6 protein-coding genes are annotated in these 25583 nt (G+C 72.6%); all 6 read right to left on the reverse strand.

The window, feature by feature from the left end:
* Positions 1-46: 46 nt before the first annotated feature.
* Positions 47-5053: a type I polyketide synthase gene (locus LIV37_RS06625; protein WP_020866324.1), complete on the reverse strand. Its 5007-nt coding sequence runs from the start codon at positions 5051-5053 to the stop codon at positions 47-49.
* Positions 5053-18228 carry a type I polyketide synthase gene (locus LIV37_RS06630; protein ID WP_121825755.1) on the reverse strand — a complete coding sequence of 4392 codons (13176 nt, stop codon included), beginning with the start codon at positions 18226-18228 and terminating at the stop codon, positions 5053-5055. The genes LIV37_RS06625 and LIV37_RS06630 overlap by 1 nt, the downstream gene beginning before the upstream one ends.
* 137 nt (positions 18229-18365) lie before the next feature.
* A complete protein-coding gene (rfbB, locus tag LIV37_RS06635) occupies positions 18366-19340 on the reverse strand; it encodes a dTDP-glucose 4,6-dehydratase (RefSeq protein WP_121825754.1) in 975 nt (324 codons plus the stop codon).
* Between the two features lie 13 nt (positions 19341-19353).
* The gene (rfbA, locus tag LIV37_RS06640) at positions 19354-20226 is read right to left on the reverse strand and encodes a glucose-1-phosphate thymidylyltransferase RfbA (RefSeq protein WP_121825753.1); all 873 of its coding nucleotides are present in this window, start codon (positions 20224-20226) and stop codon (positions 19354-19356) included.
* 137 nt (positions 20227-20363) lie between these two features.
* A complete protein-coding gene (locus LIV37_RS06645; RefSeq protein ID WP_020866329.1) occupies positions 20364-23240 on the reverse strand; it encodes a helix-turn-helix transcriptional regulator in 2877 nt (958 codons plus the stop codon).
* 565 nt (positions 23241-23805) lie between these two features.
* Positions 23806-25524 carry a 3-hydroxyacyl-CoA dehydrogenase family protein gene (locus LIV37_RS06650; protein WP_020866330.1) on the reverse strand — a complete coding sequence of 573 codons (1719 nt, stop codon included), beginning with the start codon at positions 25522-25524 and terminating at the stop codon, positions 23806-23808.
* Positions 25525-25583: the final 59 nt, after the last annotated feature.

Consider the following 25583-nt stretch of genomic DNA (forward strand, 5'->3'; position numbering starts at 1 on the left):
AGGGCCGGAACGTCGGTGGCGGCCGGGGCGGTGGGGCGGCGTTTCATCAGGCCGTCAGATCCCGGCCCAGCAGCTCGAACATCCCGTCGAGCAGCTCGAACATCTCGTCGTCGGTGGCCGATTCGATGTCGTCCAGCTCCAGGGCGGCGAGGGTGGACTGGACGCGGTCGAGTTCGGCGAGCGCCATCGTGTCCACGGGCTCCGAGCCCGATGGCAGGAGTTCCTCCCGCAGCAGCACAGCGAGGTCGTCGGCGGTCGGGTAGTCGAAGACGAGGGTGACCGGCAGCCGCAGCCCGGTGGCGGCGTTCAGCCGGTTGCGCAGGTCGACGGCGGTGAGCGAGTCGAAGCCGAGCTCCTTGAAGGCACGTCCGGTCTCGACCGCGCCCGCGTCTGCGTAGCCGAGGGCCGCGGCCGCCTGCTCGCTCACCAGCTCCACGAGGGCGGTGTGGCGGTCGGCCGGGCTGAGCTCCGCGAGCCGCGTGCGCAGCGCGGCGGCGCCACCGGCCGCCTCCCCATCCGCTCCGGCCGGATCCTGCCCGGTGCCACCCGCCTCGGGGAGTTCGGCGAGCAGCGGCAGCGGGCGGGTGGCGGACAGGGCGGGGGCGAAACGGCCCCAGTCGATGTCGGCCGCGACGAGGAAGCCATCGCCCCGCGCGACCGTCTGCCGCAGCAGCTCCAGGGCCCGTGCGCCGTCGATGGGCGGCGCGCCACGGCGTCGCAGCTGGTCCGCCACCTCGCCGTCGACCATTCCGCCGCCCGCCCAGGCGCTCCAGGCCACCGAGGTGGCGGGCAGGCCGTCCGCGCGGCGCAGCTGGGCGAGCGCGTCGAGATACGCGCTGGCCGCCGCGTAGTTGCCTTGCCCGGCGGCGCCCACGGTGCCGGCGATCGAGGAGATCAGGACGAACGCGTCGAGGTCCAGGTCCCGGTCCCGGCCCCGGCCCCGGCCCCGGGTGAGCTCGTGCAGATGGCGCGCGCCCGCCACCTTGGGGCGCAGTACGGCCTCGATCCGCTCGGGGGTGAGCGCGTCGACGGTGGCGTCGTCCAGCGCGCCCGCGGCGTGCACCACGGCGGTCAGCGGGTGGTCCGCGCCGTCGCCCACGACCTGGTCCAGCAGGTGTGCCAGCGCGGCCCGGTCGGCCACATCGCACGCGGCGACGGTCACCCGGGCGCCGCGCTCGGTCAGTTCGGCCTCGAGCTCGGCCGCGCCCGGGGCCTGGGGCCCGCGACGGCTGACGAGCACCACGTGTTCGGCACCCTCGGCGACCAGTCCGCGGGCGATCTGGGCGCCGACGCCTCCGGTGCCACCGGTGATCAGGACGGTGCCGCGGGGCTGCCAGCGGTCACCGGAGCGGGTGGCCCCGGCTCGCCTGAGCCGCCGGGCGAGGGTGCCCGAAGCGCGGATGGCCAGTTGGTCCTCGCCGTCCTGGCCGGTCAGGGCACGGGCGAGGGCCCGGAAGGCGCCCTCGTCGAGCTTGCCGGGCAGATCGATCAGACCGCCCCAGCGCTGCGGATGCTCCAGGGCGACCGCGCCGCCCAGGCCCCAGACGAGGGCTTGCGCCGGGGCTTCGAGGCGGTCGGCGCCGCTGGTCGAGACGGCGCCGCGGGTGACACACCACAAGGGCGCGTCGACACCCGCCTCGCCCAGCGCCCGCACCAGGTCGAGGGTGGTGGCGAATCCGGTGGGGACGTCGGGGTGTTCCGGGTGCGGAGCCTGGTCGAGAGCGAGCAGGGACACCACACCGCCGGGCGCCCCGGCCTCCCCGAGGGCCTCGGTGATACGGGCGGCGAGCCGGGCGCGGTCGGTGTCGTCCGGGCCGACGCGTACGGGGACGACCTCGACGCCGAGCGCGGCCAGCCCGGCGGTGATGGCCTCGGAGGCGGGACCGGCGGCTGGGGCCTCGATGCCGGTGTCGGTGGCCCCGGAGTCAGCGGGTCCGGCCTCGGCGGCCCCGGCGGCGGCCTCGGCGTCGGCGACCCCGGCGGCGGCCTCGGCGTCGGTGGCGCGAGCTTCGGCGGGCACGGCCACCAGTAGGCGGCCCGGGAGCGCGAGGGCCCGCTGGCTGTCGACCGGTCGCCACCCGATGCGGTAGCGCCAGGCGTCGAGCGCCGCCTGGTCGGTCAGCCGGGACCGCCAGGACGACAGCAGCGGAAGCACCTCGCTGAGCGGTGCGTCGGCAGCCGCGCCCAGCGTCGCCGTCAGCGCGTCCAGGTCGGCCTTCTCGACCGCGGTCCAGAATTCCGTCTCCGCCGGGCCGGTGGCCGCCTCGCTGGCGGGCCCGGTCTGGGGCTCGACCCAGTAGCGGGTGCGCTGGAACGCGTACGTGGGAAGGTCGAGACGCCTCGCTCCCCGCCCGGCGAACAGACCCCGCCAGTCCACCTCCGCGCCGTGGACGTAGCCCTGGGCGAGCGAGAGCAGCATCCGCTCGGGGCCGCCCTCCTCGCGTCGCAGGGTGCCGATGACGGCGGCCGAACCCTCGGCGGCCTCGACGGTGGCCTCGATGGCGGCGGCAAGTACGGGGTGCGGACTCACCTCCACGAACAGCCGGTGGCCGCTGGTGAGCAGCGCCCGGGTGGCCGCTTCGAGCCGTACGGTCTCCCTCAGGTTGCGCGCCCAGTAGGCGGCGTCCAGCGCAGCCGTGTCGAGGGGTTCACCCGTGACGGTCGAGTGGAAGACGATCCGCGAGGTGCGGGGGCGGATGGGGGCGAGGATCCGCAACAGCTCGTCGTGGATCTTCTCCACCTGGGCCGAGTGCGAGGCGTAGTCCACCGGGATCAGCTTCGCCCGGACATCCTCGGCCTCGCATTGGGCCAGCAGTTCGCGCAGCGCGTCCGGTTCACCGGAGACCACCACCGCGCCGGGGCCGTTGACGGCCGCCACGGAGATACGGCCGTCCCAGGCGGCGATCCGTTCCCGCGCCTCCTCGACCGGGAGCGACACGGACATCATGCCGCCGTGTCCGGCCAGCCCACGGGCGATGGCCTGCGAGCGAAGCGCGACGACCCGCGCCCCGTCCTCCAGCGACAGCGCACCCGCCACCACCGCAGCCGCGATCTCCCCCTGCGAATGCCCCACCACAGCGGCCGGAGCCACCCCACACGCCCGCCACACCTCCGCCAACGACACCATCACCGCCCACAACCCCGGCTGCACCACATCCACCCGCTCCAACCCCGGACCCTCACCCCGCAACACCTCAGTCAGCGACCAGTCCACAAACGGCGCCAGCCCCGCCTCACACTCCGCGATCCGACCCGCGAACACCGGCGACGAATCCAGCAGCTCCACCGCCATCCCCACCCACTGCGACCCCTGCCCCGGAAACACGAACACCGGACGGGCCTCCGGAACCGCCGCGCCCTCGCCTCGCACGACGCCCGCCGACACCCCGCCGGAGGTCAACGCCTCCAGGTGGCCCAGCAGTTGGGAGCGGTCCGCGCCCACCGCCGTGGCGCGGTATTCGAAGGCCGACCGTCCGGTGGCGAGCGAGTGGCCGACATCGGCCGGGGACACCTCGGGGCGCTCGTGCAGATGGGCCAGCAGCCGCTCCGCCTGCGCCCGCAGGGCCGCTTCGCTCCGGCCGGAGAGCACCCAGGGGACGGCGGAGCCACCGAGCGCGGTCCCGTCGAGAGCGGGGGCGCCTTCTTCGTGGTCCTCCCCCTCAGCCGGGGCCTGTTCGAGGATGACATGGGCGTTGGTGCCGCTCACGCCGAACGCGGACACCCCGGCGCGGCGCGGACGGCCACGCTCGGGCCACTCCCGTGCCTCGGTCAGCAGCTCGACCGCGCCGGAGGACCAGTTGACGGCCGGGGACGCCTGCTCGACATGGAGTGTCTTCGGCAGCGTGCCGTGGCGGAGCGCCATAACCGTCTTGATGACGCCGCCGACCCCGGCCGCCGCCTGGGTGTGACCGATGTTGGACTTGAGCGAGCCGAGCCACAGCGGCTGACCCGAGGTGCGGCCCTTGCCGTACGTGGCGAGCAGCGCGCCCGCCTCGATGGGATCGCCGAGCGCGGTGCCCGTGCCGTGGGCCTCGACGGCGTCGACGTCGTCCACGGTGAGTCCGGCGGCGGTCAGCGCCGCCTCGATGACCCGGCGCTGGGCGGGGCCGTTGGGCGCGGCGAGGCCGTTGCTGGCACCGTCCTGGTTCATGGCGCTGGAGCGCAGCACGGCGAGGACGGGGTGGCCGTTGCGGCGGGCGTCGGACAGCCGCTCCAGCAGCACCATGCCCGCGCCCTCGCCCCAGCCGGTGCCGTCGGCGCCCGCGGCGAAGGACTTGCAGCGGCCGTTGGCGGCCAGCCCGCGCTGATGGCTGAACTCGACGAAGACACCGGGGGTGGCCATGACCGCCACCCCTCCCGCCAGCGCCAGCGAGCATTCGCCGCGGCGCAGCGCCTGGGCCGCCAGATGCGTGGTCACCAACGACGAGGAGCACGCGGTGTCCAGGGTGATGGCCGGTCCCTCGAGGCCGAGGGTGTAGGAGATCCGGCCGGAGGCCACGCTGGAGACGTTGCCGATGAGCAGATGGCCCTCGACGCTCTGCGGGGCGTACTGCGGGTCCCCGCCGTACTGGAACGAGGCGAGCCCCACGTAGACCCCGGCCCTGGTGCCCTTCAGCGAGAGCGGGTCGATGCCCGCGCGTTCGATCGCCTCCCAGGACACCTCCAGCAGCAGCCGCTGCTGCGGGTCCATGGCCAGCGCCTCGCGCGGGGAGATGCCGAAGAAGGCCGGGTCGAACTGGTCGGCGTCGTGGACGAATCCGCCTTCGCGGGTGTTGCAGGTGCCGGACCGGCCCGGGTCGGGGTCGTAGAGTCCCTCGACGTCCCAGCCCCGGTTGGCGGGGAACTCCGAGACCGCGTCGCGGCCCTCGGCCACCAGCCGCCACAGATCCTCCGGCGAGCGGACCCCGCCGGGGAAGCGACAGCCCATCGAGACGATGGCGATCGGCTCCCGCTCGTCGGCCTCGATCCGTTCCAGCCGGTCACGGGCCTGCTTGAGGTCGGAGGAGACCCGCTTGAGGTAGGTGAGGAGTTTCTCTTCGTTCTCGTTCGCCATCAGGAAGCCCCGAATTCGTTGTCGATGAAGTCGAAGACCTCGTCGGCGGTAGCGGAGAGGAAGCCGGTGTCGGGGGACGGGCCGCCGGTGTGTTCCCCGGGCGTGCCGCCCAACTTCGCCATGAGGTCGTTCAGACGCCCCGTCAGCCGCTCCCGCACCCCGTCGTCGGCCATCAGCTCCGGCAGCGCGGACTCCCACCGGTCCAGGTCGTCGAGGAGGGCGCGCGCGTCCGCCGGGCGGGCCGACGGCAGCTCGCCGCGGAGGTATTCGGCCAGTGGCGCGGGCGCCGGATAGTCGAAGACGAGGGTGGCGGGCAGGTCCAGTCCGGTGACCGCGGCCAGCCGGTTGCGCAGTTCGACGGCGGTGAGCGAGTCGAAGCCCAGCTCCTTGAAGGGGCGGCCGCCCGCGACCGCGTCGGACGAGGAGTGGCCGAGCACGGCCGCTGCCTGGGCGTGCACCAGGTCGCGCAGCGCCCGGTCCAGGTCATCGCCCGTCAGGCCCGCGAGGCTCGCCAGGAAGGTGTCCGCCACGTCATCCGGCCCGGTGGTGTCGGGGGCCGCGGTGGTGGCGAGGGCCTCGCGCACCTCAGGCAGCTCGCCGATCAGCGGCCGGGGGCGCGCGGCGGTGAAGCCGGGCACGAAGCGGTCCCAGCGCACATCGGCGAGGACGAGGGAGGTCTCGCCGGTGTGCAGCGCCTCGCTCAGCGCGGCCACCGCCAACTCCGGTGCCATCGCGGGCAGTCCACGGCGGCTGAGGTGCTCCGCCACCTCGCCGTGCTCGATCATGCCGTGGTCGGCCCAGGGCCCCCAGGCCACCGAAGTGGCGGGGAGACCGCGTGCCTCACGGTGCTCGGCGAGGGCGTCCAGATAGGAGTTGGCGGCCGCGTAGGCGCTCTGCCCGCCGCTCCCCCAGGTGGCGGCGATGGACGAGAAGAGCACGAACGCCTCGAGGTGGTCCTGGTCCAGCAACGCGTCCAGATGGGCGGCGCCCAGCACCTTGCCGTCGGCCATCTCCGCGAAGTCGGCCACCGTACTGTCGGCGAGCTGCGAGAACTCCACGACGCCCGCTGCGTGGAAGACGGCGTGCACCGGGTCGCCCCCGGTGGTGATCCGGCGCAGCAGCGCCGCCACCTCCTCGCGGTCGCGGACGTCGCACGCCGCCACCGTCACCCGGACACCGCCCTCGCCCAGCGCGACCAGCTCGTCGCGCAGCTCGGCGGCTCCGGGCGCCGCCATGCCACGGCGGCTGGTCAGCACGAGGTGTTCGGCACCGGAGCGGGCCAGCCAACGGGCCACCTGGGCGCCGAGCCCGCCGGTGCCCCCGGTGATCAGCACAGTGCCCTGCGGCTTCCAGCTCTCCCGGCCCGGTGTGCGCAGCGGCGCCCGGACCAGCCGCCGGACGAACACCCCGGCGTCGCGGAGGGCGAGTTGGTCCTCCGGGCCACTGCCGCCGGCGATGCCGGAGAGCGCGGCGCACAGCCGGTCCGCCGAGCGCTCGTCGAGGTCGCCGGGGAGGTCGACCAGACCGCCCCACCGCTGGGGGTGCTCCAGAGCCACCACCCGGCCGAGACCCCAGCTGGCGGCCTGCGCGGGGCTGCCGAGCGGATCGGACCCGCTCACCGAGACGGCCCCGGTGGTGGCGAGCCACAGCGGGGCGGCGATCCCCGCGTCGCCCAGCGCCTGGATCAGACCGACGTTGAGAGCCAGACCGGTGGTGAGCGCGGTGTGTCCGGGGTGCGGATCGTCGTCAAGGGCGAGCAGGGAGAGCACACCTGCCGGTGTGCCACCGGTGTCCGCCTCGTGGCGCAGCCGCGCGGCGAGATCGTCACGGCCGGTCGTGGCCACGGTGAGGGGCACCACGCGCGCCCCGCGCCGGTCGAGGGCGGCCGCCACGGCGGCGACCCGCGCACCGCCCGCCCGGCCCTCGGGCACGGCCACCCACCAGGTGCCGGACAGCGGCGCCGTACGCTCCTCGACGGCCACCGGGGACCAGGTGATCCGGTAGCGCCAGGAGTCCACGGTGGCGCGTTCGCTCTGGCCCCGGCGCCAGGAGGAGAGCGCGGGCAGCAGCTCACCGAGCCGCGCCTGCTGGTCGATCTCCAGGGCGGTGGTCAGCGCTTCCAGGTCCTCACGCTCGACCGCCTCCCAGAAGCGGGCCTCCACGGACGACGCGTCCGTGGTGGCGGCGACGGTCGGCGTACCCGGCGTGGCGGGGTCGAACCAGTAGCGCTGCCGCTGGAAGGCGTACGTGGGCAGCTCCACCCGATGCGCACCGCGCCCGGCGAACACCGCCTCCCAATCGACCTCGCCACCGTGAGCGTGCACCTGACCGACGCCGGACAGCAGCGCCTCGGTCTCGTCGCGGTCCTTGCGCAGCAGGGGGACGAACGCCGCCGGGCCGGAGACACATTCGCGGCCCATGGCGGCGAGCACACCGGCCGGGCCGAGCTCCACAAAGCGGGTCACACCCTGGGTCTCGAGGAACCGTATGCCCTCCCCGAAGCGCACCGCCTGACGCACATGGCGCACCCAGTACTCCCCCGAGCACACCTCCCCGCCCGCCAACTCGCCCGTGACGTTCGAGACGACCGCCAAACGCGGTGCGGCATAGCTGATCCGACCCGCCACCTCGGCGAACTCAGCCAGCATCCCCTCCATCAACGGCGAGTGGAACGCATGCGAAACACTCAGCCGCCGGTACTTGACCCCCACCGCCTCCGCCACCGCCAGCACCGCCGACTCCTCACCGGAGATCACAGTCGCCCCCGGGCCATTGACCGCCGCCACACTCACCCGGTCCTCATAACCCGCCAGATACGGCAGCACCTCCGCCTCCGGAGCCTTCAGCGACACCATCGCACCGCCACCGGGCAACGCCTGCATCAGCCGACCCCGGGCCGCCACCAGCGCACAGCCGTCCTCCAGCGAGAACACCCCCGCCACATGAGCGGCCGCGAGCTCCCCCACCGAATGCCCCACCAGAAAGTCCGGCACCAGACCCCAGGACTCCACCAGCCGGAACAGCGCCACCTCCAAAGCGAACAACCCCGTCTGGGTGAACACCGTCCGGTCCAGCGCCTCGGCATCCTCCCCGAACACCACCTCCCGCACCGAACCGCCCAGATGACGGTCCAGCCCGGCACACACCTCGTCGAACACCGCCGCGAACACCGGGAACTCCGCGTACAACCCCCGCCCCATACCAAGCCGTTGAGCGCCCTGCCCGGTGAACAGGAACCCCGTCCTGCCCTCGTCGTCGGACACCGCGCCCGGGACCATGCCCGTCGCGAGCTGCTCCAGCCCGCTCAACAGCTCCTCACGGTCGCGGCCGACGATCGCCGCGCGGTGGCCGAAGGCGGACCGGGTCAACGCCAGCGAATAACCCACGTCCACCGGATCCAGCTCCGGCCGCGCCACCACATACGACCGCAGCCGCTCCGCCTGGGCCCGCAACGCACCCTCGGTACGGGCCGAGAGCACCCACGGCACCACATCGGTGCGCACCGACGGCTCCGGCTCCGGTTCGGCGGGCGGGGTGGCGGCCGAGGCGGCGGGCGGCTCCTCCAGGATGAGGTGGGCGTTGGTGCCGCTGATGCCGAAGGCGGACACCCCGGCGCGCCGCACCCGCTCACCCGCGGGCCACTCCCTGGCCTCGGTCAGCAGCTCGACCGCCCCGGCCGTCCAGTCCACATGCGGAGTGGGCTCCTTGACATGGAGCGTCCTGGGCAGCAGGCCGTGGCGCATCGCCATGACCATCTTGATGACACCGGCGCCACCGGCCGCGCCCTGGGTGTGGCCGATGTTGGACTTCAACGCGCCCAGTCTCAGCGGCCGTTCGGCCTCCCGGCCCTGGCCGTACGTGGCGAGGATGGCCTGGGCCTCGATCGGGTCGCCGAGCGTGGTGCCGGTGCCGTGTGCTTCGACGGCGTCCACCTCGGCGGCCGACAGCCCGGCGTTCGCCAGCGCCTGCCGGATCACCCGCTGCTGCGAGGGGCCGTTCGGGGCGGTGAGGCCGTTGCTGGCGCCGTCCTGGTTGACGGCCGAGCCGCGCACCAGCGCCAGCACCTCATGGCCGTATCTCCGCGCGTCGGACAGCCGCTCCAGGAGCACCATGCTGACACCCTCGCCCCAGCTGGTGCCGTCGGTGTCGGAGGAGAACGCCTTCGACCTGCCGTCGGGGGCGAGCCCGCGCTGCCTGCTGAACTCGATGAACAGGCTCGGCGTCGACATCATGGTCGTGCCGCCCGCCAGTGCCATGGTGCATTCGCCCTGGCGCAGCGCCTGCGCCGCCTGGTGGATGGCGACCAGGGAGGAGGAGCACGCGGTGTCGATGGTGAGCGCCGGGCCCTCCCAGCCGAGGGAGTAGGCGATGCGGCCGGAGACCACGCTGGCGGCCTTGCCGGTCAGCAGATACCCCTCCATGCCCTCGGGGATCTCGCCCAGCCGCGAGGCGTAGTCCTGGCCGGTGGAGCCGATGAACACGCCCGCCGTGCTGCCCTTCGTGGAGTGCGGGTCGATCCCGGCGCGCTCCAGCGCCTCCCAGGAGGTCTCCAGCAGCAGCCGCTGCTGGGGATCCATGGCGAGCGCCTCGCGCGGGGAGATCCCGAAGAACTCGGGGTCGAAGTCGTAGGCGTCGTAGAGGAAGCCGCCTTCCTTGGCGTAACTCCTGCCCGGAGTATCGGGGTTGGGGTCGTAGAGCTCCTCGACGTTCCAGCCGCGGTCGGTCGGGAAAGTGGAGATCACATCGCGGCCGTCCGCCACCAGCTCCCACAGGTCCTCGGGGCCGCGGACCCCGCCGGGCAGTCGGCAGCTCATGGCCACGATGGCGATCGGATCGTCGTCGGCGGGGCGGACGGCGGCCACCACGGCCGCCACTTCCGCCTGCTCGCCCAGTGCCTCGCGCCGCAAGTGGTCCACCAGCACGGCGGGGGTCGGGTAGTCGAAGAGGAGGGTGGTCGGCAGCCGCAGCCCGGTGGCGGCGGCCAGCCGGTTGCGCAACTCCACGGCGGTCAGGGAGTCGAAGCCGACCTCCCGGAAGGCGCGGGTGGCCTCGATGTCGTCCGGGGCGGCTAGCCCCAGCACGCCCGCCGCGTGTTCCCGCACCAGGTCCAGCAGGAACGGGTCCCGCTCGGCCGCCGGCAGGTCGGCCAGCCGCCGCCCGAACGAGCTCTCGTCGCTCTCCGCCGCCCCGCCTCCGCCACCGGCCCGTACGACGCGGCGGACCGGCGTCCTGACCAGGCCGCGCAGATAGGCCGGTACGGCGTCCTGGCCGGGGGTGTCGGCGGCGTTCGCGGCGCGCTTGCGCAGATCGGCCAGGTCGAGCCGGACGGGCACGAGCGTGGCATCGCCCGCCGCCCGCGCCGCGTCGAAGAGCTCCATGCCCTCCGCGCTGGGCAGCGGGCGGATGCCGGAGCGCGCCATGCGCCGCACGTCGGTGTCGTCCAGATGCCCGCTCATGCCGCTGCGCTGCTCCCACAGGCCCCAGGCGAGGGACTGGGCGGCCAGGCCACGGGCCCTGCGGTGCTGGGCGAGGGAGTCCAGGAAGGCGTTGGCGGCGGCGTAGTTGGCCTGTCCGGCGTTGCCGATGGTGGCGACGACGGAGGAGTAGAGCACGAACGCGGCCAGGTCGTGGTCCGCGGTGAGCTCGTGCAGATTCCACGCGGCGTCCACCTTGGGCCGCAGCACCCGGTCGAGCCGCTCGGGGTTCAGCGCGTCCACGACGCCGTCGTCGAGCACACCCGCCGCGTGGATCACGGCCGTCAGCGGATGCGCGGCGGGTATCGCGCCGAGCAGCCCGGCGAGCGCTTCCCGGTCGGCGGCGTCGCAGGCGGCGACGGTGACGGTGACGGTGGCCCCCAACTTGCCCAGTTCGGAGCGGAGTTCGCCCATACCGTCGGCCGCGGGCCCACGCCGGCTGACCAGCAGCAGATGCCGTACGCCGTGCTCGCCCACCAGATGGCGGGCGACGAGCCCCCCGAGGGTCCCGGTGGCGCCGGTGATGAGAACGGTGCCTTCGGGGTCGAGCGGTCGACGGCTGTCGGCGAGCCCGGCGGCCCGGGTGACGGTGGCGGCGGCCCCGGTACACCCGGCGGCGGTGGCCTCGGCCGCCGCCGTCTCCCTCGCCACCCGCCCCAGCCGGGGCGCCCTCACCAGTCCCTCTCGTACCGCGCACTGGGGTTCGCCAGAAGCCATCGCGGCCGGGAGAGCGGTCACCGACTCCGGATCGGCGTCGAGGTCGACGAGGACGAAGCGGCCGGGGTGTTCCGACTGGGCCGAGCGCACCAGGCCCCATACGGCGCCGTGGGCCACGTCCGGGACCTCTTCGCCGGGGGCGACCGCGACCGCGCCGCGGGTGACGAACACCAGCCGGGAGGAGGCGAGGCGGTCATCGGAGATCCAGCGCTGGACCAGCGCCAGCGCTCGGTGGGTGGCCGCGTGGGCCGCCTCCGCCACATCGCCGTCGCCCTCGGCGACGCACGGCACCAGCACCGCGTCCGGCGCATCCGCCGTCTCGTCGTAGGGCACCGCGTCCATTGCCGCGGAGAGCCCGAGCGGATCGTCGCCGAGCACCGCCCAGTTCGCCGGAGTCCCGGTCGCGGTGGTGTCCGCGGCGGACACCCCGGGCCATTCCACGCGGAACAGCGAAGGGTGGAGGGCGGAGTGGCCGCCGATCGGTTCGGGCGTGGCCACCGCCCGCAGCACGAGCCGGTCCACCGAGGCCACCGGGGCGCCGCTCAGGTCGGCCGCGACGACCGCGTACGTATCGGGACCCGTCGGCGTCAGCCGCACCCGCAGCGCCGTGGCGCCGGTGGCGTGCAGGGCGACACCGCTCCATGCGGCGGCCAGCCGCGCTCCGCCGCCATCGCCGCCATCGCCGCCGTCGTCCCCGTCGCCGCCCGGGGCTTCCACCGCGTCGAGCGCCGACTCCAGCAGCACCGGGTGCAGTCCGTAGCGTCCGGCGTCGGCCTCCTCGGCCTCGGTCAGCCCGACCTCGACGTAGCGGTCCGCACCGAGCCGCCAGGCGGCGACGGCGCCTCCCGCCACCTCCACCGGGACGGCGTCGGCCGGGGGCCACGCGGCGAGGCCGATGTCGGCGGCCTGGCCACCGGTGCCGAGGACCGCCGTGGCGTACCGCGTCCACGGCTCGTCGGAGTCCGCGCCCTCGGCGCGCGCGTGGACGCTGAGGGCGCGCGAGCCCCAGCCGTCCGGGGCGCCGACGCGCACCTGGATCACCACGGCGCCCTTCTCGGGCAGCACGAGCGGCGCGTCCAGGGACAGTTCCTCGATCCGGTGGCAGCCGACCTGGTCGCCCGCCCGGATCGCCAGTTCGGCGAGGGCGCTGCCGGGGAGCACGGCCGCGTCGGGGCCGGTGCGCTCGGTCAGCCAGGGGTGGTCCTGGGCGGAGATCCGGCCGGTGAACAGGTGGTCGTCCGCGCCCGCCAGCGGGACCGCAGCACCGAGCAGCGGATGCCCGGCGGCGTCGAGCCCGGCCGCCGCCACATCGCTCGCCCCGACCGGCTTGTCCAGCCAGTACCGCTGCCGCTGGAACGGATACGTCGGCAGCTCCAGGGCACGCTCACCACGCCCCGGCGCACCCCCGAACGCCACGTCCCACGCCGGTTCGACACCCTGGACGTACGCCTCGGCGAACGAGCCGGCGAAGCGCTCCGGGTCGCCCTCGTCCCGGCGCAGCGTGCCGACGACGGCGGCGTTTCCACCCGCGTCCTCGATGGTCTGCTGGAGCGACATGGCGAGCATGGGGTGCGGGGCGCATTCGATGAACGCCGTGTGGCCGTCGGCCAGCAGCGCCCGGGTGGCCCGCTCGAAGTCCACCGGCTCGCGCATGTTCCGGTACCAGTAGTCGGTGTCCAGCTCGGTGGTGTCCAGCGGCCCGCCGGTCACCGTGGAGTAGTACGCGATCCGCGAGGCGCGCGGCCGCACCCCCGCCACCTCGCGCAGCAGCCGCTCGCGCAACCCGTCGACCTGCGGGGAGTGTCCGGCGGTGTCCACGCCCGGCACCCGGCGGGACTTCACCCCGTCGGCGGCGAGTTCGGCCATGAAGGCGTCCAGGGCCTCCGGGTCGCCGGAGACGGTCACGGTGGCGGGGCTGTTGACGGCGGCGATGCCGAGCCGTTCGCTCCACGGCCGCAGCCGATCGGCGACCGCCCCGGCCGACGCGAGCACCGAGAGCATGCCGCCCTTGCCGCTCAGCTCGGCCCACGCCTGGCTGCGCCGGGCCACCACCTTCGCGGCGTCCTGGAGCGAGAGCCCTCCGGCCACGTACGCGGCGGCGATCTCGCCCTGCGAATGGCCGACCACCGCGGCCGGTTCGACGCCGTGACTGCGCCACAGCGCCGCCAGCGACACCATCACCGCGAACAGCGCGGGCTGCACCACGTCGATGCGGGACAGCGACGGGGCGCCCGGCTCACCGCGCAGCACATCGCGCAACGACCAGTCCAGGAACGGCTCCAGGGCGTCGGCACACTCCTCCAGCCGCTCCGCGAAGACCGGCGAGGCGTCCCACAGCGGGAGTGCCATCCCGATCCACTGCGAGCCCTGCCCGGGGAAGACGAACACGGTCTTCCGCCGGCCGCCCGCCGTGCCCTGGACCACATGGGGCGCCGGGGCGCCCCGCGCGAGGGCGCCGAGGCCGTCCAGGAGCCGCTCCCGGTCCCGGCCGACGATCACGGCCCGGTGGCCGAAGGCCGTGCGGGTGGTGGCGAGGGCGTGGCCGAGTGCGGCGAGATCCGTGCCGGGGTGGTCGGCCAGGTGGTCCCGCAGCTGCTCGGCCCGGGTGCGCAGGGCCTGTTCGGTGCGCCCGGACAGCACCCAGGGCAGCACGGGAAGCCCCGGGGCCGCCGGGCGCGGCTCGTCGTGGCTGGCGGCCGGTTCGGCCGGGGCCTGCTCCAGGATGGCGTGTGCGTTGGTGCCGCTGATGCCGAAGGACGACACGGCCGCGCGGCGCGGCCGCGCGCTCTCCGGCTCCGGCCACCGCCGGGCCTCGGTCAGCAGCTCCACGGCCCCGGACGACCAGTCCACATGCGGCGAGGGCTCGTGTACGTGCAGGGTCCGGGGCAGGACGCCGTGGCGCAGCGCCAGCACCATCTTGATGACACCGGCCACGCCCGCCGCCGCCTGGGGGTGGCCGACGTTGGACTTCAGCGAGCCCAGCCACAGCGGCCGGTCCTCGGCGCGGTCCTGACCGTACGTGGCCAGCAGCGCACCCGCCTCGATGGGGTCGCCGAGCGAGGTGCCGGTGCCGTGTGCCTCGACCGCGTCCACATCGGCCGGGGTCAGCCCCGCGTCCGCCAGCGCCTGCCGGATGACCCGCTGCTGGGCCGGGCCGCTCGGGGCGGTGAGGCCGTTGCTCGCGCCGTCCTGGTTGGTGGCGGAGCCACGGACCAGCGCCAGCACCTGGTGGCCGTTGCGCCGCGCGTCCGACAGCCGCTCCAGCAGCACCATGCCCACGCCCTCGCCCCAGCCGGTGCCGTCCGCGCCGGACGAGAACGCCTTGCAGCGGCCGTCGGGTGACAGCGCCTTCTGGCGGCTCAGCTCCACGAAGATCCCGGGGCTGGACATCACGGTGGCACCGCCGGCCAGCGCCAGCGAGCACTCGCCCTGGCGCAGCGACCGTACGGCCATGTGCAGGGCCACCAGGGAGGACGAGCAGGCCGTGTCGACGGTGACCGCCGGGCCCTCGAGACCCCAGGTGTAGGCGATCCGGCCGGAGGCGACGCTGGTGGTGCCACCGGTCAGCAGATAGCCCTCGAACCCTTCCGACGCCTCGTCCATCCGCGGCCCGTAGTCCTGCGGCATGGCGCCGACGAAGACACCGGCGTCGCTGCCCTTGAGCGTGGTGGGGTCGATCCCGGCGCGCTCGAACGCCTCCCACGCGGTCTCCATCAGCAACCGCTGCTGGGGATCCATCGCCTGGGCCTCGCGGGGGCTGATGCCGAAGAAGGCCGGGTCGAACTGGTCGGCCTCGTGGAGGAATCCGCCCTCGCGCACATAGCTGGTGCCGTGGCGGGCCGGGTCCGGGTCGTAGAGCCCCTCCAGGTCCCAGCCCCGGTTGGCGGGGAAGCCCGCGATGGCGTCCCGGCCCTCGCTGACCAGCTGCCACAGCTGCTCGGGGGTGCGCACCCCGCCGGGGAGGCGGCAGCTCATCGCCACGATGGCGATCGGATCGTCGTCGCCGGTGGTGACGGCCCGGGTGGCGGCCGGGCGCGGGGCCACGGCCGCCGGGGAGCCCGCCGCCACGTCCCGGAGGTGGTGGGAGAGGGCCAGCGGGGTGGGGTGGTCGAAGAGGACGGTCCCGGCGAGCCGTGTTCCGGTGGCGGTGCCGAGGAGGTTGCACAGCTCCACGGACATCAGCGAGTCGAAGCCGAGATCCTTGAAGATCTTCTCGGGGTCGACGGCGTCGGGGCCCGGGGAGCCCAGCACCCAGGCGGTATGCGTACGGACCAGCTCCAGCGCCACACGCTCGCGCTCGGCGGCGTCGGTCAGGGCCACGAACTCCTCGCGCCAGGAGAGGGGTTCATCGGTGGCGGCGTCCTCAGTGCCGGGGAGGTCGGTGTCCAGCCAGTAGCGCTGCCGCTGGAAGGCGTACGTGGGCAGCTCCACCCGATGCGCACCGCGCCCGGCGAACACCGCCTCCCAATCGACCTCGCCACCGTGAGCGTGCACCTGACCGACGCCGGACAGCAGCGCCTCGGTCTCGTCGCGGTCCTTGCGCAGCAGGGGGACGAACGCCGCCGGGCCGGAGACACATTCGCGGCCCATGGCGGCGAGCACACCGGCCGGGCCGAGCTCCACAAAGCGGGTCACACCCTGGGTCTCGAGGAACCGTATGCCCTCCCCGAAGCGCACCGCCTGACGCACATGGCGCACCCAGTACTCCCCCGAGCACACCTCCCCGCCCGCCAACTCGCCCGTGACGTTCGAGACGACCGCCAAACGCGGTGCGGCATAGCTGATCCGACCCGCCACCTCGGCGAACTCAGCCAGCATCCCCTCCATCAACGGCGAGTGGAACGCATGCGAAACACTCAGCCGCCGGTACTTGACCCCCACCGCCTCCGCCACCGCCAGCACCGCCGACTCCTCACCGGAGATCACAGTCGCCCCCGGGCCATTGACCGCCGCCACACTCACCCGGTCCTCATAACCCGCCAGATACGGCAGCACCTCCGCCTCCGGAGCCTTCAGCGACACCATCGCACCGCCACCGGGCAACGCCTGCATCAGCCGACCCCGGGCCGCCACCAGCGCACAGCCGTCCTCCAGCGAGAACACCCCCGCCACATGAGCGGCCGCGAGCTCCCCCACCGAATGCCCCACCAGAAAGTCCGGCACCAGACCCCAGGACTCCACCAGCCGGAACAGCGCCACCTCCAAAGCGAACAACCCCGTCTGGGTGAACACCGTCCGGTCCAGCGCCTCGGCATCCTCCCCGAACACCACCTCCCGCACCGAACCGCCCAGATGACGGTCCAGCCCGGCACACACCTCGTCGAACACCGCCGCGAACACCGGGAACTCCGCGTACAACCCCCGCCCCATATCGAGCCGTTGAGCGCCCTGCCCGGTGAACAGGAACCCCGTCCTGCCCTCGTCGTCGGACACCGCGCCCGGGACCATGCCCGTCGCGAGCTGCTCCAGCCCGCTCAACAGCTCCTCACGGTCGCGGCCGACGATCGCCGCGCGGTGGCCGAAGGCGGACCGGGTCAACGCCAGCGAATAACCCACGTCCACCGGATCCAGCTCCGGCCGCGCCACCACATACGACCGCAGCCGCTCCGCCTGGGCCCGCAACGCACCCTCGGTACGGCCGGACACCACCCACGGCACCGTGTCGAGGGCCGTCGGCCGTTCCTCGGCGGGGTCGTCGGCGGGTGCCTCCTCCAGCACCATGTGCACATTGGTGCCGCCCATGCCGAACGAGCTGACGCCCGCGAGCCGTGGGGCGTCCGCCTCCGGGGCCCACGCGTCGAATGCGGTCTGGACCGTGAGGCCCAGGGTGTCCAGGGGGATCGCGGGGTTCGGAGTCTCGTGGTTGAGGCTCGGGAACAGCTCGCGGTGGACGAGCGAGAGCACCGTCTTGATGAGGCCGGTGATCCCGGCCGCGCCTTCGAGGTGGCCCACGTTCGTCTTGGCGGAGCCGACCCGCAGCGGCGCGCCGTCCGCCCGGCCGGCGCCGAGCACCGCGCCCAGCGCCGCGGCCTCGACCGGGTCGCCGACCTTGGTGCCGGTGCCGTGCAGTTCGACGTACTGGACCCGGGCGGGGTCGACCCCGGCGCGCTCGTAGGCGGCGCGCAGCATGGCCTCCTGCCCGTGGATGGCGGGGGTGGTGAGGCTGTCGCCGCCGCCGTCGTTGTTGGCGTCGGAGCCGCGGATCACACACAGCACCGGGTCGCCGTCGCGCAGCGCGTCCGGGAGCCGCTTGAGCACGACGAGGCCGCCGCCCTCGCCGCGCACATAGCCGTTGGCGCGGGCGTCGAAGGTGAAGCAGCGGCCGTCCGGGGAGAGCGCGCCGAACCGGGAGGCGGCGATGAAGCCGTCGGGGGCGAGGTTGAGCTGGACACCGCCCGCGACGGCGGTCTCGGTCTCGCCGCGCCGCAGGCTCTCGCAAGCCAGGTGCACGGCGGCCAGGGAGGAGGACTGCCCGGTGTCCACGGCCACGCTCGGGCCGCGCAGCCCGAGGGCGTAGGAGACCCGGTTGGCGATGATGCCGCGGTTCAGCCCGGTGAGGGTGTGCTGGGTGATGGCGGCGGGTTCGCCGCGGTGGACCAGGGCCGCGTAGTCGTCGGCGATGGCGCCGATGAAGACACCGGTGCGGCTGCTTTCGAGTCGTGCCGGGACGAGTCCGGCGTTTTCCAGGGCCTCCCAGCACAGTTCCAGCGCGAGCCGCTGCTGGGGGTCCATCGACCGTGCCTCTCGGGGTGAAATCCCGAAGAACTCCGGATCGAACTCGGCTGCCCTTTCGACGAACCCGCCGAATCGAATACCGGCGTCCCGGAGCTCATCGGCATACCGGTCCGCCGGGATCTGTGTGATGGCGCTCTCTCCATTGCGCAGCAACTGCCGGAACTCATCCGGGGTCGCCGCTCCCGGTACGCGACATGCCATACCGACGACCGCGATGTGCCCGTCACGCACCAGGGAGTTCTCCGACATCACGACCTCAGACTCTTCTCTCAGTTGAGATTCCGACGCGACTGGACTGACCATGATCCGGAAGTCGACGGTATGGGGCGGGAGTCGACTCAACCACCCCTAACCGCATCCACCCCTAACCCTGGGTGTAGGGGTGGTCATATCTTCTTGAGCGGTTCCCACCAACCGCGGTGTGTCATGTACCACTTGGCGGTTTCCGCGAGGCCGTTCTCGAACGACATCCCGGGGCGGTAGCCGAGTTCCGCGGAGATTTTCGCGATGTCCACCGAGTAACGGCGGTCATGGCCCTTTCGGTCGGGCACCCGCTCGATCAGGGACCGGTCGGCGCCGAGCAGTTCGAGCAGCCGTTCCGTGAGCTCCAGATTGGTCAGCTCGGTGCCGCCGCCGATGTTGTAGACCTCTCCCGGGCGGCCATTCCCGGCGACCAGGGCGATACCGCGGCAGTGGTCGTCCACGTGCAGCCAGTCCCGGACGTTCCCGCCGTCGCCGTAGAGCGGCACCGGTTTTCCGTCCATGAGGTTGGTGACAAAGAGCGGAATGACCTTCTCGGGGTGCTGGTAAGGGCCGTAGTTGTTGGAGCAGCGGGTCACACAGACGGGCAGTCCATGGGTGCGGTGGAAGGCCCGGGCCAGGAGATCGGAGGACGCTTTGGAGGCGGAATACGGGGAGTTGGGTTCGAGGGGGTCCTCCTCGCTCCAGGAGCCGCTTTCGATGGAGCCGTAGACCTCGTCCGTGGAGATGTGGACGAACTTTCCGACCTCCGCGTTCGCGGCCGCGTTGAGGAGGGTGTGGGTACCCAGCACATTGGTGCGCACGAATTCCTCGGCGCCGGATATCGAGCGGTCGACATGCGATTCCGCGGCGAAGTGGACCACCAGATCGGTGTCCCGCAGCAGTTCGCCGACGAGCTCGCCGTCGCAGATGTCACCGCGCACGAAGCGCAGCCGGGGGCTGTCGGCGACCTCGGCCAGGTTGGCCTCGTTGCCCGCGTAGGTGAGCTTGTCGACCACCACGACCTGGGCGTCCGCCCAGGCCGGGTACGCCCCTGTCAAGGTCTGCCGGACGAAGTGGGAGCCGATGAAGCCCGCGCCGCCGGTCACAACTATGCGCACTGGAGACAACCCTTCAGCGGTTATTGGCCGCGATATCCATCAGATATTGTCCGTAGTCCGTCTTGCTGAGCTCCGCACCGAGCTCATAGCAGGCGGCGGCGTCGATGAACCCCATGCGGAAGGCTATCTCCTCGAGACAGGCGATCCGCACGCCCTGGCGCTGTTCCAGAAGCTGCACATACTGGCCCGCCTGGAGCAGCGAGTCATGGGTTCCGGTGTCCAGCCAGGCGAATCCGCGGCCGAGCCCCACCAATCTGGCTTTTCCGCGTTCCAGATAGACGCGGTTGACGTCGGTGATCTCCAGTTCGCCGCGTGCGGAGGGCCGTACGTTCTTGGCGATGTCCACGACGTCGTTGTCGTAGAGATACAGACCGGTGATGGCCAGATTGGATTTGGGGGCGGCCGGCTTCTCCTCGAGGGAGATCAACCGGCCCTGCTCATCCATTTCCCCGACGCCGTAGCGCTCGGGGTCCTTGACTCCGTAGCCGAAGAGCACACAGCCGTCGACATGACTTGCCTCATGGTGCAGCATCTTCGAAAACCCGGGTCCGTGGAAGATATTGTCGCCGAGGACCAGTGCCACCTGGTCGTCGCCGATGAACTCGGCTCCGATGATGAATGCCTCGGCGATTCCATTGGCCTCGGGCTGCTCGGCGTACTCGATCGAAAGACCCAGTCGGCCGCCGTCGCCGAGAAGCGCGCGGAACAGCTCCACATGGAGCGGGGTCGAGATGATCTGGATTTCCCTGACGCCGCCGAGCATGAGCACCGACAGCGGGTAATAGATCATCGGCTTGTTGTAGACAGGAAGGATCTGCTTCGACACGGCATGTGTCAAAGGATGCAGTCGGGTACCGCTTCCTCCGGCGAGGACTATGCCCTTCATGCGGCCAGAAGCTATCAACGCGGTCAGCCCGCGCTCCAGGTCTGCCGCTGCGATAGGGGGGTAATCAGGGGTGGGCATGGAACAGGGGTGGCCGCGTGCGGCCACCCCTTCCGCGGGACATCGCCCCCCGTCCTCGCTCAGGCGATTTCGTCCACCTGGGCCCGGAGCGCGGTCGGCAGCTGCTGCCGACTCCTGATATTCAGCTTGCGGTACACCCGCGTCAAATGCTGTTCCACCGTACTGATGGTGATGAACAGGCTGGCGGCTATTTCCCGGTTCGTATAACCGTCCACCGCCAGGGCGGCCACCCGGGCCTCGGATTCACTGAGCTTGGTGCCCAGGGATGGCGGCACCGCCGGTTTCGGGCCGAGCGGTCCGGACACCGGCCGCACCACCGGCCGTGGATCGCGGGCCTCCAGACCGGAGTCGAGGCGGATCCGGGCACACAGCTCCTCGGCGCCGCACTCCTTGGCCATCCGCCAGGCCCGGCCCATGATGGCGTCGGCCCGCCCCAGCTCCCCGGATCCGCGCAGCGTACGTCCCAGATCGTCCAGCGCCCGGGCCAGCTCCAGGCGGTCGCCGGAGCACTGCAGCTCCTCGACGGCCTGGCCGAGCAGCCGGGAGCGGTTCTCGATGTCTCCCGCCGCGGCCAGTAACCGCAGGGAGACGCCGCGGACCCGGGAGTCCCCGGCGCCGTTCCTGGCCAGTTGCTCGGAGACCAGGTTGGCGGCCTTCTCCCGGTCGCCGAGCTCCAGCCATGCCTCGGCGGCGTCCGACCGCCAGGGCAGCAGCGCCGGCTGGTCGAGCTCCCACAGCTGGGCGAGCCGGCCGGCCATCAGGAATTCGCCGAGCGCCGCGTTGATGCGGTTGGTGGCCAGGTAGTAGCGGCCGCGGGCGCGGGTGTAGCCCAGTCCGTAGATGCTCTTGAACAGCGCCTCGGGGACCGGGCGGCTCAGATGCCGCGCCGCCGCGTCGTGCTTGCCCATCTCCGTGTACGCAAGGATCTGGCTGGCCAGGGGGCCGCCGATGAAGACGCTTCCGTCGCGGCCGGGCACGATCTCCAGGGCAGTGGTCGCATAGGCCGCCGACTCCACGAGATTGCCCTGCCGCAGGGCGATTTCCGCGCGGATCGAGGCGAAGATGGCCCGCCAGCCCGGCGCCCGGCGCCGCTCGGCCTCCTCCATCAGCGCGTCGCACCACGGCGCCGCCTTGTCCGGGCGGCCCGCGTACACCAACGCGTTCACCGAGTTGACGATGGGCTCGAAGGTGGCATCGGTGAGCGGCGAGACCTCGAGCACCTTCTCCGCCGCGGCCACCGGGGACTCCTCACTCCCGCCGCGGCCGAAGAAGCCGCTGAACGCCGCGGTGATCGTCGACAGCGCGGAGGGCCTGCGGGACCTGAGCTGGGTACGGGAGGCACCGCCGTCCTCGCCCTGGCGCGCCGCGGCTCCGGGGGCCCGGTCCTGCGCGCCGGACTCCTGGGCCCAGCGGGCGGTCAGCCGGAACTGGGACATCGACGTGGGTCCCGCGTTGCTCATGACGGCGTTGAGCCGGCCGATGGCGCCGCGCGCCTCCTCGATCCGGCCGTGGGCGAGCAACAGCTCGATCAGCCGCCCGATATGGGAGGCGGGCAGCCGGTCGGCGTACAGCGCGGCCAGCGGCTCCTCCAGCATCCGCTCGGACGCCGAGGGGTTGAGCCGCCACATGATCCCGGCGGTGCCGATCCTGATCCCGGCCCGCAGCTCCTCGTCCGCGCAGGCCGCGTACGCCAGCTCCAGGCAGGCCACCGCGAGCTTGGCGTCGTCCTCGGCGAGCGCCTGTTGCGCGGCGTCCCGCAGCAGCGGCACCGCCCAGGGCTCGTCGGCGGCCTGCGCGGCGAGCAGATGGCGGGCCACGGCGAGGGTCGCCCCACCGCCCTGGTGCAGGAGGACGGCGGCGCGCCGGTTCATGTCCAGCCGGATCTCGGGGTCCATGTCCTCCAGCACCGCGGCCTCGACATACGGGTGGCGGAAGGCCAGACCGGCGACGAGGCCCGCCGCGTCCAGCGCGGCGACTCCGCGGCGGGTTCCGGCGGGGCCGACGCGCAGCAGCCGGCCGAGGAGTTCGAGGGAGGCGGACGCCCCGAGCACCGCGATGCCCTCGGCCAGCCGGGAGACGGTGCGCCCGCTGCGGTAGACGCAGGTGAGTACGGCCTGCACAAACATGTCGCCCACCACGGGTTCCACTGCGCGGCTGCGCCGTGGCGGCGCTCCCGCGGTGCGGTAATCGTCTATCACCGCGCGTAGCAACAACGGATTACCGCCACTCACCTCATACCAGGTGTAGGCGACATCGGTGGAATCCGGAAGTCCCAGCCGAGTGGTGAGCAGATGTGCCGTCTCATCCCAGGACAGCCGCTCCAGTCGCAGCCGCTGGAAATTGGGCTGGCGCAGCAGTTCGGTATTGAAGACGGCGTCTTGTCGTTCGCTGTCCGTCGCCTGTGCGAACACCATGAGGAGTTTGGCGGAGCGTGAACGGGTCGCCAGGTACAGCAGGTACTGAAGTGACGCCGCGTCGACGAGTTGGAGTTCGTCGACGCAGACCACCACCGGTTCACGGGAGGCGAGTTCATGGAGGGCGGCGCGGAACTCCCGGGCTCCCTGGACATGGGTGGGATTCGCGCCGACGGGGTCGCCACCAGGGGTTTCCCGGGGCGGTGCGGCGTCGAGGGCGCCGTGGTCGAGTGCCCGGCGCAAATGGTCGGCGGTCGCCTTGGGCAGCCGGGGCGAGTCCAGGAGCTGGCGCAGTGTGCCGAGCGGGGCCCGGTCGGCCGAGGTTCCGTATGCCTTGAGGACGAGGGCTCCGGCCTTCGCCGCATGGGCCGTGACGGCTTCGAGCGTATGGGTCTTGCCACAACCGACCGCACCCTCGACGAGTACGATGCCCGCCTCTCCGGACAGACATCTGGAAAACGCTCGCCGAAGTCTCTCGAATTGCGCGTCGAATTGTCTGGCTCTGGCCGATGAAAACACCATTGCTCGCACCCCCGAATGCGACGCGAAGCACTGCTCACGGCAGCCCGAACGCCTCCCAGCAAGCTATACGCCCACCGGTCACGCCACCATCGCCGCACGTAAAATCATCGTTAACGAATTACCAATTCTGAGCGGACTGCCCGACGCCCGGCAAAAGCGATGCGAGCGGGACGCCCCTACATGGGGCTGCACGTTGAAGCCGAAGTACACCGACACCCTGACAACCTGCGCCACCCCCGTTCACGTGGGCATTTGTTTCGGAAGGGCCAGCATACACGAGACCCCCTAGCCGCACCCGGGAAAGCTTCCGACATCCTTGACTCCGGCACGAAGTGGTCATACGGAGAGGACTCCGGGGATCGCTTCGAACATTTATTTGCCCGTTTTGATCGTCAATGCGGTTCTTATGTCTGTTGCCGCTGGTAACCGCAAGTGATTCGCCGGGAATTCTCATGCCATAAAGCGGACAGAGGGCCGGCGTACCTATTCCGGTACCGATGAATTCCGGAGCCACACACCTCGCCGCTGGACTATTCCAATGGCATCTGCGTCCGCACACCCATTGTCATCGCTCGTGGCGGTGCAGCCCCCGCCCGCCCTTGCGGCCCAGGTGACCCGCCTCGACCAGCCGCCGAAGATGACGGGCCGGGGTCAGGGCCGGATCCCGGAAGGTGCCGTGCAGGGTGCGCTGGATGGCGAGCGAGACATCCAGGCCGATCACATCCAGCAGGCGCAGCGGGCCCATCGGATAGCCCTGCCCGGCCGCCATCACCGTGTCGATGTCATCGGCGGTGGCCCAGCCCTCCTCGAGCATCGTCACCGCGCTGTTCAGATAGGGGAAGAGCAGGGCGTTGACGATGAAACCGGCCCGGTCCGGGCAGTCCACCGCACGCTTGCCGAGCGCCGCGGCCACCGCGTGCGCCGTGCCGAGCGCTTCCTTGGAGGTCAGCACGGTGTGCACCACCTCGACCAGCCGCATCACCGGGGCGGGGTTGAAGAAGTGCATCCCGATGACGTCCTCGGGCCGCCGCGTCGCCATCGCGCACTCGATCACGGGCAGGCTGGAGGTGGAGGTGGCGAGCACCGCGCCCGGTGCGCACACCCGGTCCAGATCGGCGAAGACGGCCCGCTTGACGTCGATGTCCTCCGCCACGGCCTCGATCACCAGATCGCAGGCGCCGAGCGCCTGGAGTTCACAGCCGGCGGTCAGCCGGCCCATCGCCTCGGTGAGCAGTTCGGGCGCCAGCTTGCCGCGCCGCACCCCGCGCTCCAGCGAGCGCTCCACGGCGGCCGTGGCCTCCTCCGCCCGCGTCTCGCTCCGGGCCACCAGCACCGTCGGATAGCCGGAGCGCGCGCACACCTCCGCGATCCCGACGGCCATCGTGCCCGAGCCCACCACCCCGATCCGCCGCACCGCACGGGCCGGTACCGGCTCACCCAGACCGTCCGTCTCCCCGCCCCGCGCCGCGCCCCCGGCCTCGTACTCGTAGAAGCCGCGGCCCGCCTTCACTCCGAGCAGACCGGCGGACACCATATGGGCCAGGGTGGGCGCGGGCGCGTACCGCGGATCGCCGGTGCGCTCGTACAGCGCCTCCAGAGAGTCCCGCGCGGTGTCCAGGCCCATGGCGTCCAGCTGGGCCAGCGGCCCCATCGGCAGTCCGCAGCCCAGGGTCATGGCGGTGTCGATGCTGTCGCGCGAGGCGTAGCGCCGCTCGTACATGGCCACCGCGTTGTTGAGGTACGCCATGGTGAGCGCGCCCCCGACGAAGCCCGGCCGGTCGGCCACCCGCACCGGGATCCGGCCCAGGTCGCGGACCAGCTCCCGGACGTCGGCCAGGACCGCGTCCGCGGTGAGCGGGGTGCCCACCACCTCCACCGCCGGCTGCTCGCGGTCGGGGCCGAGCGGGAAGAGGTGCAGCCCCACCGTGCGGTCGGTCCGCCCGGAGCCGACGGCGATCTCGGTCACCGGGAGTCCGGTGGTCGTGGTGGCGAACACCGTCTCCGGCGGGCAGTCGGCGTGGGCGCGGGCGAGCAGCCCGCGCTTGGTCTCCAGCCGTTCCGGGACCGCCTCGACCACCAGATCGGCCCGGGCGGCGGCCGCCGGGTCGGTGGTGAACTCGACGGCGGAATCCGGCGCGGCCACCCCCGCCCGGCCGCGCCGCAGGGCCGGTTCGTCCCGCTCCACGGCGATCACCCGCCGGCCGCCGCGGACCAGGGCGTCCACGAGGTGGCGACCGGTGGTGCCGAGCCCGAACACCGCGACGGTGGGGAAGCGCTGTGCCATGCCGATGAGTCCTTTCGCTGGCTTGGACCTTGGGTTGGACACGGGCCGCGGTGGCCGTC

The sequence above is a fragment of the Streptomyces rapamycinicus NRRL 5491 genome (genome assembly GCF_024298965.1).
In the GTDB taxonomy this organism is placed as follows: Bacteria; Actinomycetota; Actinomycetes; order Streptomycetales; family Streptomycetaceae; genus Streptomyces; species Streptomyces rapamycinicus.